The sequence below is a fragment of the Marinimicrobium locisalis genome, assembly GCF_039822625.1.
GTDB classification, from domain to species: Bacteria; Pseudomonadota; Gammaproteobacteria; order Pseudomonadales; family Cellvibrionaceae; genus Marinimicrobium; species Marinimicrobium locisalis.
In genome coordinates this window covers 89,456-107,112 of sequence record NZ_JBDLLG010000010.1, presented here as the reverse complement: position 1 = coordinate 107,112, position 17,657 = coordinate 89,456, and the positions used below count along the sequence as shown (strand labels likewise).

The window sequence follows — 17,657 nt, the reverse complement described above, 5'->3', positions numbered from 1 at the left end:
GAAACCCTATATATGGGGGTGCCGTTCAATTGCGCTACAAGATAATGCGCTTTCGGCGGGAATGCAAGCGGACAAAAGTGGGGAATGCCTGTGGATAAAATGTGCGTAAATCGGCAGGTCAGTAACCACTATCCTGCGGGCCGCGCAGGGAGCGAGGTTGGGGGTTGTTGTCAATTTGTGAACCGGTCGAGCGACCGAATAGATTTTTTTATTCTACTGACTTTTTCTGTTATCGCCAACGATCACATACGGCGTTAGTGGGGTCAGTTATCGTACAATGGGCATATGTAAGGGCGCACCCTAGGAAGTGGGCCCGAGGTTTTGGGCTCTGCCGCGGAATTTGGCCGGCCGATTGGGTCTTTCCCGTTGCGGCTCCGTTGGGCCCCTTGTTACTAAGTTCGTCAAAGGAGCGACATGTTCGCTGAACTTATCGCCATTATGGCGCCGTTGTTTATTGGCACGGCCATCGGTTATGTCTGGGTTCGCTCGGGCACGGATTACCCCTCTGAGTTTGTCTCCCGGGCGGTGATGAACATCGCCACCCCCTGCCTGATCGTCTCGGTGATGGCCCGAGTGGAGGTGGACCCCCGTATTATGGGCGGCGTCGCCCTGGCCGCGGGGCTGGTGATTGTGAGCATGCTGGTGCTCGGCTACGGGCTGATCCGCTGGCTGAAGCTGGACCCTCCCTGCTATTTGCCGTCCCTGCTGTTCCCCAATAACGGCAACCTGGGGCTGCCCCTGTGCCTGTTTGCCTTCGGGGAAACCGGCCTGGCCCTGGCGATGGCCTCATTTATGGTGATGATGCTGAGCACCTTCACCTTCGGTATTATGCTGGTCTCCCGGGCCGAAGGGCTGGGCGCACGGCTGAAAGCCCTGGCGCGCCAGCCGGTGCTGTACGCCATGGTGGTGGCGGTGGTGCTGCTGGTAACCGACACGCCGCTGCCGCGCTGGCTGGGCAACACGGTGGATGTGATGGGCGGCTTTGCCATCCCCCTGATGCTGATGACCCTGGGGGTCTCCCTGGCCCGGCTCAAGCTGGTGGCCTGGAAGCGCAGCCTGTTGTTCAGCGCCCTTCGGGTGCTGGGCGGCCTAACGCTGGGGTACCTGGCGGCGCGGCTTGTGGGCCTGGAAGGCGAGGCGCTGGGGGTGGCGGTGCTGCAAGGGGCCATGCCGGTGGCCATATTCAACTACCTGCTGGCCCTGCGCTATGACCGGGCGCCCCAGGAGGTGGCCGCCATGGTGCTGATGTCCACTCTGTTGGCCTTTGTGGTGCTGCCCATTGTGTTGGTGCTGGTGCTGCCCCTGGCCGGCGCATAAAACACTTGAGCCGTTCGTCCCCAATCCAGTAGGCTTGCGGCCTTTATCAGTGATAACCATCCTTTAAAAACAACGCTCTATAAAATAGGAAGACCCCATGGCCGGTGTGCGGGAGATAGTACTTACTTTCAGTTGTCAGGATGCCCAGGGCATTGTTGCGGCGGTGGCCAGCCTCTTTGCCCAGCGGGGGTTTAATATCCGCGAATCCTCTCAGTTTGAAGACGTGGACCAACGCCGCTTTTTTATGCGTACCGTGTTCGAGTGCCCGCCCGGCTATGAGCTGCCGGCGATCAACACGCTGTTCAAACCCGTGGCCGACCGCTACGAGATGGACTGGGACATTTTTGATGTGGACTCCAAGCCCCGGGTGCTGATTGCCGTTTCCCAATGGGGGCACTGCCTGAACAGCCTGCTGAACAACTGGAAGAACGGCTCCCTGCCCATCGACATCGCCGGGGTGGTATCCAACCACGAAGTAATGCGGGACCTGACCGAGTGGTACCAGTTACCGTTTCACTACCTGCCGGTCACCCCGGAGACCAAAACCGAGCAAGAGGCGCAAATCTGGCGCCTGATCGAAGAGCAGGATGTTCACTGCCTAGTGCTGGCCCGCTACATGCAGATTCTCTCCGACGACCTGTGCCGCAAGCTCAACGGCCGCGCGATCAACATTCACCACTCCTTCCTGCCCGGCTTCAAAGGCGCCAAGCCTTACCATCAGGCCTACGACCGGGGCGTGAAGCTGATTGGCGCCACCGCCCACTACGTCACGGCGGACCTGGACGAGGGGCCGATTATCGAGCAGTCGGTGGAGCGCGTCTCTCACGTAAACCTGCCGGATGAAATGGCGGAAATCGGCCGGGATATCGAAGCGGTGGTGCTCAACCGCGCCGTGCGCTGGCACGCCGAGCACCGGGTGTTGCTCAATGGTAGTAAGACGGTGGTGTTTGCGCGCTGATAATACGATCAAGTTCTGACTTAATAACCCTTACTGTAAAGGAGACTACGATGTCCAAATTTCGCGCAACCCTCTTGGCGGCCCTGGGCTTTACGGGGCTGGTCATGGCAGGGCCGGCCCTGGCGCAGGTGGAGTTGGACTTCTCTGCTGGTGCCTCTTTCCCGTCCGCTTCTGACTACGACTCCGATGTTTTTGCCAATACCTCCCTGGGCTACCGCATGGGGGACTGGTCGGCCCGGGCCGGCTATCTCTCCTTGGGTGACTTTGAGCTGGATTCGGATGTGGCGGATGCCAGTATTACCATGCGTGGCCCCTATATGCAGGCGGTACGGCGCTTTGAGACTCGCCTCCTCACCTGGGAGCTGGGGGCGGGCGCCGCGCGGCTGGAATCCGAAGCCGAGCTCAGTGGCCGCCTGCTGGACGAGCAGAGCGAATGGGGGGCTTTTGTGGAAGTGGCCGGGGTCAGGCAATTGGTGGACGGTTTCTCTCTGAAGGGTAGCTACCTGTACTTTAATGACCGGCTCGGCAGCGATGTATCCGCCCTGGCCGTCGGCATTCGGTTTTCGTTTTAAGGCAATCAAGGAGTAAAGCGTAATGATGGGAACTATAAAGTTAGCCGGCCAAGGATGTTTAGCCATAGCCTTGACGGTGCTGTTGGGCGCCTGTGGTAGTGATGATTCGGTGGTATCGTCTTCCCGGATTTCCACGGGGCAAATGCAAGCCACCCTTGAGGTCTACTCCGATGGGGACGATTCGGCCTACGCCAGCGCGCAGCTGCTAAATGAGCACTCACAAACCTCCGGGGATGAGTATGTTGAGCTGCTGGAGGGCGATGAGCTGTGGTTCACCACCGGGGTCAACCTGCGGGAGGAGACCCTGGGAAGTAATTGGTTTGAGAGTCTGGCGGAGTTGGCGCATACGCAACAGTTATTGGCCGGTACCACCCGGTACCGTTCTGATCACCTGTTCTTCTTCTGGAGCGTGCTGACGCCCGAGAAGGTGCATTACAATGGCCAGCTAGAAGATGTGCCCGACGGAGCCCGGTACACCGTCTCGTTGCTGCGCGACTCGAAGGCCGAAGCGCTGGAGTCCACCGTCACCATGCCTCGGGCGTTTGACTTATTGTCACCGACGAGCGATCAAACGCTGAGCCGCTCCTCGGACCCGGTGCAATTGGAATGGTTGCCCACGGAGTCTGATGTGATGGTAGAGGTGGATGTGACCACCACCTGTGCCGACGATTCGGAATACCAATACCGGACCACGGTGGACGAAGACACCGGCGCGCTGCAGATTGAGGCGGGCGATATCGATGCGGAGCGCCTCTCGGGGTCCTGCTCTACAACCGCGACTCTCACCAAGGCCCGGTTGGGGCAGCTCGACTCGGCCTATGCGGGTGGTTCCATTTCGGCCCGCCAAGTGCGCACGGTGACCTTCACGACGGTTGAATGATCCGAGCTTGTATGACCGGCCGCTCGATTCTGGGCGACCAAAACCCGGTTGGTGGTAAACCAGCCGGGTTTTTTGTGGAGTTTTTTTGGGCTTAACCGGCAGTGTCTCTGCTGCCTAGCAGGCGCCGCCAGCACGCCGGGTGCAAGCCCGGGGAATCTATGTGATCATGAAGCCGTCTGTCAGTGTAGAACCGGAGGCCTGAGAGTTGATTAGCCCCGGTTGTTTAACGCCCGCTAATGAAATACCGCCCACTTGAGCCAGAGGAGCCAGCCATGTCGAGCTACCGACTGATGTTTACCGGTGACATAGTCACGGGCTTTCAACGCCAAGAAGTTATCGACAACCTGGCTTCGTTGCTCAAACAGTCGCCTGAGGAGGTGCGCGAAACGCTCTTTCCCGGCGAGCCGGTGGAGTTTAAAACCGTCGAGTCCAAATCGGACGCGGACCACTGGCGCCGACAGTTTGCTGAGGCCGGGGCGCTGCTGATTATTTTACCCGGGGACGAAGACACGCCGGGCGGCTCCCGCTATGCCGGGGCGGACCCGGCCGGCACCAACATTGAAGAACCCTCACCTTCGTCGGTCACCGCTCGGTTGGATGCGGTGCGTCGGCGCAACGTAGCGTTTATGAAACTGGGCGGAGTTGCCCTGTTGGTGGCCCTTGTCATTATCGTGGTGGCCTGGCTGCTTCCGTAACCGGCGGGAGCGGTGCTGGGCTTTTCCGCTCTTTCTTTCTATTCGATTCCTGCTAGAGTCTTATCAGGATAGATTGTTTTCCCGCTGGGAGGGATAATGAGAGAGCCGGAACTTCCCTGGAACGAGGAAGAGCGCCTAAAGACGCTGCACGACCTGGGCATACTCGACACACCGGACGAGGAGCGCTTTGATCGCCTGACCCGTATCGCCAAATACGTGTTCGGTGTGGATATGGCGGTAGTTTCCCTCATTGATGAGGAGCGCCAGTGGTTCAAATCACGCCAAGGGCTCGACGCCTGCCAAACCAATCGCTCTATTTCGTTTTGTGGTCACGCCATTCTTTCCGATGACATTCTGGAAATTCCGGATGCGTGGGAGGATGACCGGTTTCAGGGCAATCCCCTGGTGGTAGGCCCTCCTCACATCCGGTTCTATGCGGGGGCACCTCTCAAGGTGGGGTTGGGGGTGCGAGTGGGAACCCTATGCATCATCGACCGTGAGCCCCGAACCCTGTCGGGCGAAGAGCGCCGTGTTCTTCGGGACCTGGCCGATACCGTGGAGCAGGAGCTGCAGCGCTTTTTGAATCGTTTGCTGGGGGACGAAGCCGTCTCCCGGGGTAGCGACGACGGAGAGGCGGTTCTCGAGGCCTTTCCCGATACCGCCTTTGTGGTGGACCGGCAGGGCACCGTGTTGTCCTCAAGCGGACAGCGCCCGCTGTTCGGAGCCGATATCGTCGGGCATCCGCTGAGCTCTTTTCTGCCTCCCGATGCGGCCGCCTCCATCCAGCAAATGGTCACCCGGGCCGTCTATGGCAACGAAGTCATTAGTCGTGAAGTGGTTTTGGCGAGCGACTCGGATAATGCTATTTATGAAGTACGGGTCCGTCCGCTCAGTGACCTCAAAATTGTCGTGCTGATGGGGGAGGTGACCGCCGAGAGAAAGCGTGCCAAGGCGCTGGAGGAAAGTCAGGCCCGGTTGGCCTGGGTGCTGGAAGGCACGCGTACAGGTACGTGGGAGTGGAACGTCCAAACCGGCGCGACGGTTTTCAATGAGCGGTGGGCCGAGATTGTGGGTTACCGTCTCGAAGAGCTGGAGCCGGTTGATATCAACACCTGGTTAAATTTGGCTCACCCCGATGACCTGAAAGACTCCGCCGACTTGCTGGATCGTCACTTTCGGGGGGCATTGCCCGAATATGATTGTCGTTGCCGGATGCGCCATAAGGACGGCCACTGGGTTTGGGTCCACGATCGCGGGCGGGTGATGAGCTGGACCGAGGCCGGGGAACCGTTGATGATGTACGGCACCCACTCTGACATTACCCGAGAAATGGAGGCCCAGGGCGAACGGGAGCACCAGATTCAAGCTTTGACCACCCTGAACGATATCGCCTCCAACCCCACACTATCCGTCTCGGAGCAGGTCGAGAGAGCCTTGGAGCTCGGCACACGCTTCCTGGAGCTGGAGGTTGGCATTGTCAGCGAAATTTTTGAGGACCTTTACCGCATCAGTTGGTTCACTGCGCCTTCGGGAAGCGGCTTGGAGACGCACCAGACGTTCGACCTTGGCCAGACCTACTGCAGCTTGACCCTCGATGCCGGGGATGTGTTGGCGATTGAGGATATGGGTAATTCCCCCTACCGGGGGCACCCTTGTTATCAGTCCTTCGCCCTGGAGTCCTATATAGGTGCCGCGATTGAAGCGGGAGGGCGGCGCTACGGTACGTTAAACTTCTCCTCGCCTCACGTCCGGTCCTCCCCGTTCCGCGAATCGGATCGCATGTTTGTGCGCTTGTTGGCACGCTGGGTAGGGGCGGCCATCGACCGGTACGAGGGCAAGCAACGTTTGGCGAAGCTGGCCACGCAATTTCCGGGAATGATGTACCAGTTTCAGAGGTCTCCGGACGGGCGGTCCAGCTTTCCCTTTTGCAGCCCCGGCGTAAAAGACATCTATGGGTTGACCCCGGAGGAGATCGAGGAAGATGCCGGAGCGGTGTTTAACGTAATACACCCCGACGACTTGGCGCACGTTCAAACTACCATTGAGGCATCTGCTAAAAACATGTCGGTCTGGCATGTTCAATACCGGGTGCGCCGAGAGGACGGGGGGTACCGCTGGGTGGAGGGCAACTCGACACCCGAGCGCTTGGCCGATGGCTCCATTGTTTGGCATGGAACGATTCACGATATCTCCGAGCAGAAGCGGGCCCAAGAAGCCTTGCTTGAGAGTGAAGCCCGGCTGAGAGCGCTTTTTGAGCTCTCCCCGATCGGCATCGCTCTGAATGATTTTGAAACCGGCGAATTTTTGGAAGTGAACAAGGCGTTGGCCCAATCCGCGGGCTATGGGCGAGAGGAGTTTCTGACGCTTAACTATTGGGCACTGACGCCGAGAGAGTATGAAGAGAAGGAGCTTGAGCAGCTCGAATCGCTCCGGGAGCGAGGCCAATACGGGCCCTATGAGAAGGAGTACATCCGCCGTGACGGCGAGCGATACCCCGTTATGCTCAATGGGACTTTGGTGGAAGACCCGACCGGGCGACGGTTAATCTGGTCGATCATCGAGGATATTTCCGAGCGCAAGCGTATCGAGCGGTTGAAGAACGAGTTTGTCTCCACGGTGAGCCATGAGTTGCGCACGCCTTTGACCTCCATTTCCGGTGCCCTCGGTCTGGCTCTCAACGGGGGGCTGGGTGAGCTGACTGATGCAACAAAGAACATGCTGACCATTGCGCACAAGAACAGTCAGAGGTTGACGGACCTGATTAATGACCTCTTGGATATGGAAAAACTGGTTTCCGGGAATATGGAGCTGGATGTAAAGCCCTGCCGCTTGCGGGAGTTGGTGGCTCAGAGCATTGACAATATCCAGGGGTATGCGGATAAGTACCGTGTTCATTTGTCGCTCTCGGCTCCGGCTGATGACCCGACCGTCAATGTCGATGCTCAACGGTTTGAGCAAGTGATGGCGAACCTGCTATCCAACGCCATCAAATTCTCGCCGGCGGGTGGAACGGTCACCGTGTCGATAGAACGCCAAAGTGATGGCGTCAGAGTAGGCGTGCGGGATTGCGGCGCCGGTATCCCCGAGTCGTTCCGTACGCGACTGTTCCAGAAGTTCGCCCAGGTGGACGCGTCCGACAGCCGTCAGCGGGGGGGCACCGGCCTCGGGCTGGCGATTACCCGGGAGCTGGTAGAACAAATGAAAGGCCGGGTGGATTACCAGTCCAAGCCGGGCGAAGGCGCCTTCTTCTATGTCGATCTTCCGTCTCCTGAGGCGACTGCCACCGCACCCCAGCCCCTGAATGGCAAGGTCCTGGTCGTGGAAGACGATGCAGAAACAGCGGGTTACCTCAAAGCGTTGCTTGAGCGGCAGGGGAGCCAGGTGGATGTGGCCTGCACTGGGGAACAGGCACTGGACTTGCTTTGCGAGCGCTCCTACGACTTGGCAACCATTGATCTGATGTTGCCGGGGATGCACGGGCTGGAGCTGATTCGTCAGATAAGAACCATTCCCAAACTGCAGCGCTTGGCCTTGGTTGTCGTGACCGCGGAGGTGGCGGAAGGAGAGGTGTCGCTGAACCAATACTTTCCCAATGTCACATGGGTCGCCAAGCCCATCAATGAGGAAGCGTGTCACCAACTCGGGCAGGCACTTTCGGCTCGCGGTCGATCGGAAAAGCCACATGTATTACACGTTGAAGATGATGTTGACCTTCACAACGTGCTGGGGACACTCGTGGGATCGGCCTCCGAGTTTGAGCATGCCAGAACGGTGGGAGAAGCGCTTTCTCTGCTCGAGAGTCGGCATTATGATGTGATTATCATCGACATCCTCCTGCCTGACGGCAATGGGCTTGAGTTGGTGGAAACGGCGCGAAAAATGCTGCCTCAGGCTCGTATCGTTGTGATGACCGGCACGGACGTCGGGGACGACCTCAAGCACACCGTAGACAGGGTCATCCAGAAGTCTGAACTGTCCCTACAGGAGCTGCTCAAGGTTATCGAGACCTCTTGGGAAGGGCATGGCACCGGCCAGCAATAAGTACCGAGAGGCGTATTGAGGTGGGAACGATATTGAGGAAGACAACCAAGAAGGAAAAAACGTACTGATTGCCGAACATGACAGGCTGACACCATGGTACCTCCACAAAAAGAGATTTCCTTTCAGGAACAACTGGCCAAAAAGCGATGGGAGTTCTGGTGCGCGCTTCCCGAGCGGCTTCTGGACTTGTCAAACGAGGTCAGCCACCTTTTCGATGACGGTAATGACCGGGATCGTCTTCAAACTATCTATGGGTTGCTACACCGTATGGTAGGCAGCGCCGGAACGCTCGGCCAACCGGCACTCAGTAATGAGGCCCGACAGTTTGAACAGACGGTCAAGGCGCTGCTCAACGACGGGGAAACGCTCCAGTCCGCGAACTTGGACTGGCTGAAATCCATGCCTTCTCGCCTTTCGGCGACTGTCGTTGAGCCCGACGGGGAGCGTGAGGATGTTGTGGAAGCTCGCGTGCCCTTGGGTGGGCAAAAGTCTCTGATATGGGTGTTGGAGTCGGACCCCGGGGAGTTTGTGGCCCTGAAGCGTCAGTTGAGCCCTTTCAATTACCGTTTGCGCCACTTTGAAGACCCCTTGACCGCTGCCAATGCAGACGATTCCGAACAGCCGCAACTGGCAATCATTAACCTATCCTCCTTTTACGATGACGCTCGTCAAAGGCAGGTGTTGGAAGATTTTTGTCAGGGGCTGGAAGAAAAGAGTGTACAAGTGCTGTTTCTGGCCGAGGAGGATCGTTTTGGTTTGCGAGTGTTCGCCGCCAAGCAAATGGCGGCGGGACTGTCCGTAAAGCCGGTCAGTGTGCCTAAGTTAACAGGCCATATTGATCGAGCCTTGGCCAGGCTGTCAGCGCCACCCGAGCGGGTTATGGTAGTGGAGGATGATGAGGCTCTGGCAGAGCACTACAGCTTGGTGCTTGAAGCGGCTGGTATGAGGGTGAAGGTGCTCGGAAGAGCTGATCGTATTATGGAAGAGTTGACCCACTTCCGCCCGGAGCTGGTGTTGATGGACCTGCATATGCCCGAGTATTCCGGCACTGAATTGGCCGCGGTGATTCGTCAGTACGATCAATGGGAAAGCTTGCCGACTGTCTACCTTTCCTCGGAAACGAACATGGCAGAGCAGATTCGGGCCATGCGTTTCGGCGCTGATGACTTTCTGTGTAAACCGGTGCTGAACATCCAGCTGGTGGCCGCGGTCCATGCCCGTATTGAGCGGGCCCGCCGGCTGGCGGACCAAATCACCAAAGACAGCCTCACCGGCTTGCTGCGCCACGCCAGCATCAAGGAGCATGTGGAACAAGAGGTAAGCCGAGCGGTGCGCGACGGTCAGCCCCTCAGTGTGGCGATGATCGATATTGACTTCTTTAAGTCTGTCAATGATACCTACGGCCACCCCGCGGGTGACTTGGTTATTTCCTCTCTGGCCACTCTTCTTAAACAGCGCGTCAGGGTGTCCGACATTGTCGGTCGCTATGGCGGGGAGGAGTTTGCCGTCGTTCTTCCTCGTTGCAACCGGCAGTTTGCGGAGACCATCCTCAACAATATTAGAGAGCTCTTTTCCCGAATTGACTTTGACAGTGCCGGAAGTACTTTCCATTGCACGCTGTCCGCCGGTATAGGGTCGCTGGACCCGGATCTCGGTCAAAAAGGGGAGGACCTGATCGCGGCAGCGGACGCCGCTCTTTATCGCGCCAAAAACAGCGGTCGAAATCGTGTTATCTAGCGCTCCGGCGAGCAACTGTTTTGGCTTTTTTGACGGAACTGTTTTATGAATTCATTGCAGCGAATATTATACGTCGAGGACGAACCCGATATCCGGGCGATTGCTCAAATAGCCCTGGAGAGCCTGGGCGGTTTTGAGCTGAAAGTCTGCTCTTCCGGTGAAGAAGCCCTCAACGAGGTGGAAGCGTTCAAGCCGGACCTGTTGCTGCTCGATGTCATGATGCCTGGCATGGATGGCCCGCGAACATTGGCCGCATTGCGGCGTTTGCCGGTGACCGCAAACACCCCCGCCATTTTTATGACCGCGAAAGTGCGGCCCAACGAAATTGACCACCTGAAAAGCTGTGGAGCGATCGAGGTCATCCCCAAGCCGTTTGACCCGGTGGCTCTGTCCGAGCAAGTCCGTGCAATATGGGACCGACGGCCCGAAGCCACTTGATCGGGCACCTCATCGCTTCAGTATGCCGAAGAATACGCCCCCGACGCGGAACTGTATTACAACGACTTCAATGCCTGGCGCTCCGAGAAGAGGGCATACGAATTGATGGCATTGGCCTTCAGGACCCTCTGCGAACCCCGTCCGGTGGTTGATATGAATCAATACACCGGTGGGGTTCATGCGCTACCCTAAATGCTACGTTTGCCCGGATGCCCGGGCGCTGGCTAATGGGGAGAGGGAGTTGGCTGTGTCGGGTTCTCGTGTACTGTGCCGTCTGCTTGCCGCTGGTTTTTTGATGTTGCTCTGTGCCACGGGGCTTTTTGCTCCAGTGGCGCTCGCTTCCCCAGCCGTGTTTGACGCCGATGCCGATTACGTGGCGGATGATCCGAAGGTTTGTCTGATGTGCCACGGCGCCGGCAGTGGTATGCCTGCCGACGATGTTATGCACGGGGTTCACGGCGTTGTGGGGAATGATGCCTCCCCCTTTGCCGAGGGGCAGCTCGGCTGCCAGGCTTGCCACGGCCCCAGTGCTGATCACCTGGGGCGCCAGGACGATGGCAGTCGGCCCTTGCCCGCCGTGGTGTTTGACGACCGTCACTCAGTGGAAAAGCGCGATGCCGTCTGCCTCAGTTGCCACACCCGGGAGGCGGGCACCCACTGGGAGGGCAGCCTGCACGAGTTTGGTCAGGTCAGCTGTACCGGCTGCCACAATGTTCACGGCGAGGCCGATAGCGCAAGCACCGCCGCGGGGCGTACCGATCAGTGTCTAACGTGCCACCGCCAGCAGCGTGCGGAGATGCAGCAAGCCTCCAGTCACCCTCTGCGTTCGGGGCAAATGCACTGTACCGATTGCCACAACCCCCACGGCGGTCCGGGCCCGTTTATGATGCCCGAACACACCCTCAATGATCAGTGCTATCAATGCCATGCGGAAAAGCGCGGCCCCTTCCTGTGGGAGCATGCACCCGTGGCGGAGGACTGCAGCCATTGCCACCGGCCCCACGGATCCAACCACCGGGATTTGTTGCAAGCTCGCACCCCTTGGTTGTGCCAGGAGTGCCATATGGCCCCCTTTCATCCCAGTAGCGCGGAGAGCGGAATGGGCCTGCCGCCGAACGGGGCTTCCAGTAACCTCATGGCGAAGGACTGTTCCAACTGCCATACCCAAGTGCATGGCTCCAATCACCCTTCGGGCTCGGGGTTGACCCGATGAGGCGGGGGTTTAGCGTATGAATCGATTCTGTTTGCCAGCCTCTATCGCCCTGGCTGCGGCGGTCGCCGCCTCGGTGGCCCGAGCCGACACCCCGACCGGCGAGGTGGAAATCGGCCTTGGCCACTTGAGCGACGGTGCCTACCGCTACGGCAACGAGGCGGGCGTCAATGAGGCGGGGCTCGCGGCGGTGCTGGACTTGGAACTGAACGCCAGCGCCGACCCGGCCAGCGGCGAGACCGGCTACTGGACACTGGAAGCCAAGCGCCTGGGGTTGGAAACCGGCCGGGTGGAGTTGGAAGCCGGTGAGCAGGGGCGGCAGCGCCTGCGCTTGGAGTACCGGGAGATACCGGGGTATCGGTTCGATGAGGCGGTCACGCCCCTGCGCGGAGCGGGCACTTCCACACTCAGCCTGCCGCCGGGCTGGGAAGCCGCCGACGCTTCCACCACTGGCATGACCCGCCTGGAAGAACATTTGGAGGAGGTGAATCTCTGGCAGCGGCGGCGCAGCCTGGGGCTCGAATACCAGCGGCATCTGGATCGCCAGTGGACGGTGAGTGCGGATTTTCGGCGGCAAACTCTGGAGGGGACCCGTGTGTTGGGGGGCGCGACCGGGGCGCACGGGGGCAATGTTCGGGCGCTGCTGTTGCCTGCTCCCCTGGACTATGACACCCAAACCGCCGCGCTCGCCATTGCCTATACCGGCAGCGGTTATTACTGGAGCCTGGGCTACCAGGGTTCGTTTTTCAACAACCGGGCGGGCACGCTGCTCTGGCCCACACCCTTTGGTCAGCACCCTCAGTGGGCCCCGGGAACCGGCTACCCCGAAGGGCAAAACCAACTGGCGCTGGAGCCGGACAATCAGGCCCACCAACTGCGTGCCAATGGTCGTGTGAACTTGCCTGGGCGCACCCGCCTGCACTTGGATGCTGCATTGGGGCGGCAAACGCAAGACGAGGCGTTTTTGCCCTATACGGTGAACCCGCGTATCGACATTGAGGCGCCGTTGCCCCGCGATTCTCTGAACGCCCGAGTGGATACCACTCGACTGAAGGCGCGCCTGACCAGCCGTCCCACGGCCCGCCTGAACCTGGTGGCCCGCCTGGGGTACCGCGACCGGGACAACCAAACCCCCATTGAGGCCTATCAACGGGTTCGCAGCGATGCCTCGGCCCAGCAAGCCTACGTGGATGCCCGCCTGAACCGGCCCTACAGTCTGACCGAGCGAGAGGCGTCGGCCGATGCGGCTTACCGCCTGGCCCGAGGGCTGCGCCTGGAGGCCGGCTATGAATTCACCCAGACCGACCGGGATTACTCCGAGGTGGCCCGAACCGATGAACACGGCCTCAAACTGGGGGCCCGCAGCACCCGCTGGAACAGCGTGGCGCTGTCGCTCGATTACCGTCGCCTGCGGCGGGAGGCAAGTGACTATGTGGGCAACCGGCCGCTGGTCGAAACCCATGTGCCCGGCAGCGTGGGGGAGGAGGACTTTGAAAACCACCCCTTGCTGCGCAAATATTATCTCACCGACCGAGATCGGGACCAGTGGCGTCTGCGGATGGACTGGTACCCGTCGAGCTCCGTGTCGGTAGGGTCGACCCTCGCCCATAATCGGGACGATTATCCCGCTGGCTATTTGGGGTTAACTCAGGCCGAGATGCTCTCCGCCACGTTGGATATCACCTACGCGCCCACCGAGGATGTTCGCCTCTCGGGCTTTGTCAATCGCGACCGTTACCGCCGGAGCCAGTCGGGCCGGTCCTTCCGGGGCTCGGTATCCGAGGATGCCTGGGACCCCGAGCGCAACTGGCAGACCCGGGCTCGGGATCGCTTTACTGTTGGGGGGCTTACCGTGGACTGGGAAGGGCTTGAGCCGAGGTTATTGGGCTGGCAACCGCAGGGGGACCTGGACTTGTCACTGTCATTGAGCCAATCCCGCTCCACCGGTGAGGTGGTAACCGAGACCGGCCCGGCCCTGGCTGCCGCGCCCCTTCCCGAGTTGACCACCCGCCTGGACAGGGTGAGCGTGCAAGCTCGTTACCACCTCTCGGAGCGCTCCTCTCTTCGCTTGGAGGTGGAACGGGAGCGCTACCGGAGCGAGGATTTTGCCTTGGATAGCCTGGCCCCGGACGCGCACCCCAATGTGCTATTGATGGGGCGAACCAGCCCGGCCTACCGGACGACCTGGGTGGTGCTCGGTTACCGGCTGAGTTTTTGAAGCAAGAGGGCGCTATGCGACTTACGGCAAAAAGCAGTCAAGCGGTGGTATGGCTTCTGGCACTCACGCCGGGCTTGCTCGCGCTGCTGTTTCTAAACCCCTCGGACTTTAGCAGCCCCGGGGCGGTACTAAACCTGCTGGGCCGCCTGACGGGTATTTGGGGGATGGCGCTCTTGCTGGTGGCGGCCGGGCTGTGCTGCCGAGTGCCGGGGTTTGATCGCCCCTTTGGGGGTTTGACCAAGCTTTGGCAACTGCACCACCGCCTGGGAGCCGTGGCCTTTTTACTGTTGCTGTTGCACCCGTTGTTGCTGGCTTTTTCGGCGGCCAGTATTTCGCTTCCCGCCGCGGTGCAGACCTTGTTTTCCGACCGTTCGGCGGTGATATGGGGTTGGGTGGCGCTGCTGGCATTGATGATTTTTATGGCGCCGAGCTTCAGTTTTTTTGGTGAAGCCGAGTACCAGCGTTGGAAGTTCGTGCACCGCTTGGCCGGCGTCACGGTGGTGCTGGGCCTGGTGCACACCTTACTGCTCAGTCGCACCTTGCCGGGCGCCTGGGGCCCGGTTATTTGGGGGCTTTGGGCGGCCGCGGCGCTCTTTGCAATCAGTTATCGCTGGGTGTTTTCCCGCTGGCGTGGGCGCCAGCCTTACCGTCTGGTGGCCATCGATCGGCCGGCCCGAAATGTGGTCGAGCTGTCCCTTGAACCCCGGGCAGCCGCGCTTCGCTATGACCCGGGGCAGTTCGTGTACCTGACGCCCACTGACCCCCAACTGTCCGCGGGGCGGGGTGAAGAGCACCCCTATACACTCTCCTCGGCCCCCGGCGAGCGGTTACTGCGCATTGCCATCAAGGATCTGGGGGATGCCAGCCGGGCCTTGCAGACGCTCACTCTAGACACCGAGGTGCGAATCGAAGGCCCCTACGGGCGGTTCTTCCCCTCCCCGGAGGCCCCGCCCGAACCGGAGCTCTGGATCGCCGGCGGGATCGGCATCACCCCGTTCTTAAGTCGGTTGCGCCATTGCGCGCGCACCGGTGAGGCGCTGAACGCCCATCTAATTTACTGCGTGCAGGACGAAACCAGGGTATTGTTTGGCGAAGAGCTTCGCCAGTTGGAGGCTCAACTACCCGAAAGCCGGATAACGTTGCACTACTTTTATCGCGAGGGGCCTCTGGAGCGGGAATTTATAGAGCGCGCGTGTTCGGACGCGGCCCAGCGGTTTGCCTATTTGTGTGGGCCGCTACCGTTGATTGATCGGGCCCGCGGCCAGTTGCAGGGGTTGGGCGTTCCCCGCGCGCGCATTGTCACTGAAGAATTTGTGTTGTTGTAAATGGTGTATCAAGCAGGAGTTTTCCTATGAAGAAAACCGTATTTGCCGCTTTTGTCGCGTTTTGGTCCTCGGTGGGTACAATGCTGGCGCTTTTTGCACTGGCACCGGCGGCCACGCTGGCCGAGGGCGAAACTGAGTACACGCTCGAAGAGGTGGCCGAACACGCCTCTCTGGAGGATTGCTGGATGGCGATTAAGGGCAAGGTCTACGACTTTACGGACTACGTCCCGCAACACCCGGCGCCGCCGCCCGTGCTCGAACCCTGGTGCGGTTGCGAAGCCACCGAGGGTATGACCACCAAAGGCTATGGCCGCGACCACAGCCCGGCGGCCTGGGAGTCCATGGAGGCCTACCAGGTGGGCGTTCTTTCTGAAGCGGAGGGGCCAGAGTAAGGCGGGGCGTTCCAGCCATTGGGAACCGTCCCCCGCCTTTTCGTCGGCCGTTTTTAAGGGATTAAAAGTTCCGGTGTTCCCGCACTCGCTTCCAGGTTTCGCCTCCGTCCTCGGATTGGTAAACGTCGCTGGAGGCCCCGTTGCAGTAGAGCAGGAAGGTCTCGGTCAGCTCCGGCACCGTGGAGGTGCAGTAGGGCTTGGGGGGTTCATTTCCCGTACGGGTCCAGTGTTCGCCGCCATTGTCCGTCGCCACTATGAATATTTGGGCGTCCTCTGACTGACGGCGGGGCTGGTAGCGGGCGATTGCCAGGGCATCGGTGGTGGAGCTAAACACCGGTACGGACATTAAATCAAAGTCCAGGAAGCGGCGTACTCTTTGGCCGTTCTTTTTACAGCTACGAGCTGAACGGTCGAGCGAAGGGCACTGGTCGAATTCGGTTTTCAGCTTCTCCCACTCCTGCGATGAAGACTTGTACCGGTAATAAGTGGGGTCGCCGCTGAGTGAGAAGAACCCCGGTTCCTTCAGGCCGATATTGACCGCGCCGGCATCGAGGATTTTGTCCATGTCGGTGTGGGAGGTCGGAATCGATAGCTCCCAGGTTTTCGGCTCAAGACTGAAAACCATGGAGTCGTGGTCACTCAGAACATTGTTGTTGTGGCCGCTCTGGGTGCTCATGAACAGCAAGTGCTCATCGTCAATGGTTTGGGTGTACACATAGCCAATGCGATCCGTCTTGGTGCTGCGTCGCTGCGATACGCCCACAGGGTTCGACTCTCCCTTGTGGCTCACCCAACCAGTACGGGCATTGTAGCGGGCGAGTTCTTCGGAACTGTGGGCGCCCGCTTCCCGGGTAAAACGCGTAACCACGATGTCCCGATGGCTTTTGGCGATCACGTCAATCTGGTCATCGGTATGGAAGTTGACCTCCTGAACGCTGAGCGCTTTCTCCAGGGGCAGGTGCTGCCATGCACCGTCGGTTTCTTTGTAGTATAGATTTCCCAAATTGCCGCCGATCACCATATCGCCTTGGCGGTTCATGTCCATGCTGTGCATGTCCGCGTCGGCTTCCACGGCATCCATCGACCATTGGCCATCGGGCGAGCGAACTAACACGCTCCCGAGCTTGCCATAAAAGTACAAGCTTCCATCGGGCGCATGGAGGTAGTCGTTGAAGGCGGTGGGGTTTTGCACGGCAGAGGCGTACAAGGAACGCCGTTCGGCGTTCATTTGGTCGTTGTTCCACCCCAAGGGCGACTCGGTTTCCAGGGCTTCGAAGGCCACAAACTCCCGAGCAATGGGTAATGCCTCAGAACCCGGCACACGGAGCACGGCGTCCTGATATTTGTCTTCCTGCACACGGGGGTAATAAACCAGTGTGCCAAGGTCGGTAACCTCCCCCGGCTTCACTTGGAAAGTGCCCAAATCAATGTCTTCGCTGGCCCAACGGCTGTACCACGCCTCACCCTTAACGTAATACGCCCGCAGGTTTGAGAAGGCGTACTCGCCCGACGGGACGGCGGCCGCAAACATGACGGTGCCGCCGGTTTCCTCCGGTACGGCACTCAGCCGTTGAGGTTTGGCGGTATCGGATTCGTTGACGTTTTTCGGGGTAATTGTCATATAGTTGAAGGGTAAGCCTTTACGGCTCGCATCAATGACCCGGGCGGTGATGATTCCTTCTTTCGGAGTCAGGACTGTATCCTGTTTCAGGCTGTCGACCATGTCCACCTCACTCATTTGAGCGCAGCCCCCCAGTAAAGAGAGGCCGAATAAAACAATGAGTGGAAGGTGCAAGGGGAGTGTGACGCGCTGCATGTGGGGTCTCCTGTGGCGGTCTGTAATAGGTTATAAGTAGCCGCTTGGATTTACATTC

General features: G+C 59.5%; 13 protein-coding genes. 12 read left to right on the top strand and 1 reads right to left on the bottom strand.

Annotation, left to right across the window (positions count from 1 at the left end):
• The first annotated feature begins 414 nt into the window (after window positions 1-414).
• From AAE514_RS08050 to AAE514_RS07995, 12 genes are all read left to right on the top strand, one after another.
• Complete coding sequence (locus AAE514_RS08050) at window positions 415-1,317, top strand: AEC family transporter (RefSeq protein ID WP_347331020.1); 903 nt, start codon at window positions 415-417, stop codon at window positions 1,315-1,317.
• A gap of 97 nt (window positions 1,318-1,414) precedes the next feature.
• Window positions 1,415-2,275, top strand: coding sequence for a formyltetrahydrofolate deformylase (gene purU, locus AAE514_RS08045; RefSeq protein ID WP_347331019.1), 861 nt, complete (start codon window positions 1,415-1,417; stop codon window positions 2,273-2,275).
• A 50-nt stretch (window positions 2,276-2,325) separates the two neighbouring features.
• The gene (locus AAE514_RS08040; RefSeq protein ID WP_347331018.1) at window positions 2,326-2,847 is read left to right on the top strand and encodes a hypothetical protein; all 522 of its coding nucleotides are present in this window, start codon (window positions 2,326-2,328) and stop codon (window positions 2,845-2,847) included.
• A gap of 22 nt (window positions 2,848-2,869) precedes the next feature.
• The gene (locus AAE514_RS08035) at window positions 2,870-3,727 is read left to right on the top strand and encodes a hypothetical protein (RefSeq protein WP_347331017.1); all 858 of its coding nucleotides are present in this window, start codon (window positions 2,870-2,872) and stop codon (window positions 3,725-3,727) included.
• Between the two features lie 272 nt (window positions 3,728-3,999).
• A complete protein-coding gene (locus AAE514_RS08030; protein WP_347331016.1) occupies window positions 4,000-4,422 on the top strand; it encodes a hypothetical protein in 423 nt (140 codons plus the stop codon).
• A gap of 96 nt (window positions 4,423-4,518) precedes the next feature.
• Window positions 4,519-8,463, top strand: a complete 3,945-nt coding sequence (locus AAE514_RS08025; RefSeq protein WP_347331015.1) for a PAS domain S-box protein — start codon at window positions 4,519-4,521, stop codon at window positions 8,461-8,463.
• A 93-nt stretch (window positions 8,464-8,556) separates the two neighbouring features.
• The gene (locus AAE514_RS08020) at window positions 8,557-10,200 is read left to right on the top strand and encodes a diguanylate cyclase (RefSeq protein ID WP_347331014.1); all 1,644 of its coding nucleotides are present in this window, start codon (window positions 8,557-8,559) and stop codon (window positions 10,198-10,200) included.
• A gap of 45 nt (window positions 10,201-10,245) precedes the next feature.
• Entirely contained in the window at window positions 10,246-10,638 is a 393-nt protein-coding gene (locus tag AAE514_RS08015; RefSeq protein WP_347331013.1) for a response regulator, read from the top strand.
• Window positions 10,639-10,885: 247 nt separating this feature from the next.
• A complete protein-coding gene (locus AAE514_RS08010; RefSeq protein WP_347331012.1) occupies window positions 10,886-11,851 on the top strand; it encodes a DmsE family decaheme c-type cytochrome in 966 nt (321 codons plus the stop codon).
• A 16-nt stretch (window positions 11,852-11,867) separates the two neighbouring features.
• Window positions 11,868-14,066: an MtrB/PioB family decaheme-associated outer membrane protein gene (locus tag AAE514_RS08005; protein WP_347331011.1), complete on the top strand. Its 2,199-nt coding sequence runs from the start codon at window positions 11,868-11,870 to the stop codon at window positions 14,064-14,066.
• Window positions 14,067-14,080: 14 nt separating this feature from the next.
• Window positions 14,081-15,391 (top strand): ferredoxin reductase family protein, encoded by a 1,311-nt coding sequence (locus AAE514_RS08000; protein ID WP_347331010.1) that lies wholly within the window; start codon window positions 14,081-14,083, stop codon window positions 15,389-15,391.
• Between the two features lie 26 nt (window positions 15,392-15,417).
• Entirely contained in the window at window positions 15,418-15,783 is a 366-nt protein-coding gene (locus AAE514_RS07995) for a cytochrome b5 domain-containing protein (RefSeq protein WP_347331009.1), read from the top strand.
• Window positions 15,784-15,844: 61 nt separating this feature from the next.
• Here the strand turns inward: AAE514_RS07995 and AAE514_RS07990 are convergent, their stop codons facing one another.
• The gene (locus AAE514_RS07990) at window positions 15,845-17,599 is read right to left on the bottom strand and encodes a beta propeller repeat protein (protein WP_347331008.1); all 1,755 of its coding nucleotides are present in this window, start codon (window positions 17,597-17,599) and stop codon (window positions 15,845-15,847) included.
• Window positions 17,600-17,657 lie beyond the last annotated feature (58 nt).

What these genes read in the sequence shown, in the direction of transcription:
- AAE514_RS08050 (WP_347331020.1), top strand. Translation starts at nt 415, where the DNA reads ATGTTCGCTGAACTTATCGCCATTATGGCGCCGTTGTTTATTGGCACG.
- AAE514_RS08025 (WP_347331015.1), top strand. Translation starts at nt 4,519, where the DNA reads ATGAGAGAGCCGGAACTTCCCTGGAACGAGGAAGAGCGCCTAAAGACG.
- AAE514_RS08005 (WP_347331011.1), top strand. Translation starts at nt 11,868, where the DNA reads ATGAATCGATTCTGTTTGCCAGCCTCTATCGCCCTGGCTGCGGCGGTC.
- AAE514_RS08015 (WP_347331013.1), top strand. Translation starts at nt 10,246, where the DNA reads ATGAATTCATTGCAGCGAATATTATACGTCGAGGACGAACCCGATATC.
- AAE514_RS07990 (WP_347331008.1), bottom strand. Translation starts at nt 17,599, where the DNA reads ATGCAGCGCGTCACACTCCCCTTGCACCTTCCACTCATTGTTTTATTC.
- AAE514_RS07995 (WP_347331009.1), top strand. Translation starts at nt 15,418, where the DNA reads ATGAAGAAAACCGTATTTGCCGCTTTTGTCGCGTTTTGGTCCTCGGTG.
- AAE514_RS08020 (WP_347331014.1), top strand. Translation starts at nt 8,557, where the DNA reads ATGGTACCTCCACAAAAAGAGATTTCCTTTCAGGAACAACTGGCCAAA.
- AAE514_RS08040 (WP_347331018.1), top strand. Translation starts at nt 2,326, where the DNA reads ATGTCCAAATTTCGCGCAACCCTCTTGGCGGCCCTGGGCTTTACGGGG.
- AAE514_RS08000 (WP_347331010.1), top strand. Translation starts at nt 14,081, where the DNA reads ATGCGACTTACGGCAAAAAGCAGTCAAGCGGTGGTATGGCTTCTGGCA.
- AAE514_RS08035 (WP_347331017.1), top strand. Translation starts at nt 2,870, where the DNA reads ATGATGGGAACTATAAAGTTAGCCGGCCAAGGATGTTTAGCCATAGCC.
- AAE514_RS08030 (WP_347331016.1), top strand. Translation starts at nt 4,000, where the DNA reads ATGTCGAGCTACCGACTGATGTTTACCGGTGACATAGTCACGGGCTTT.
- purU (WP_347331019.1), top strand. Translation starts at nt 1,415, where the DNA reads ATGGCCGGTGTGCGGGAGATAGTACTTACTTTCAGTTGTCAGGATGCC.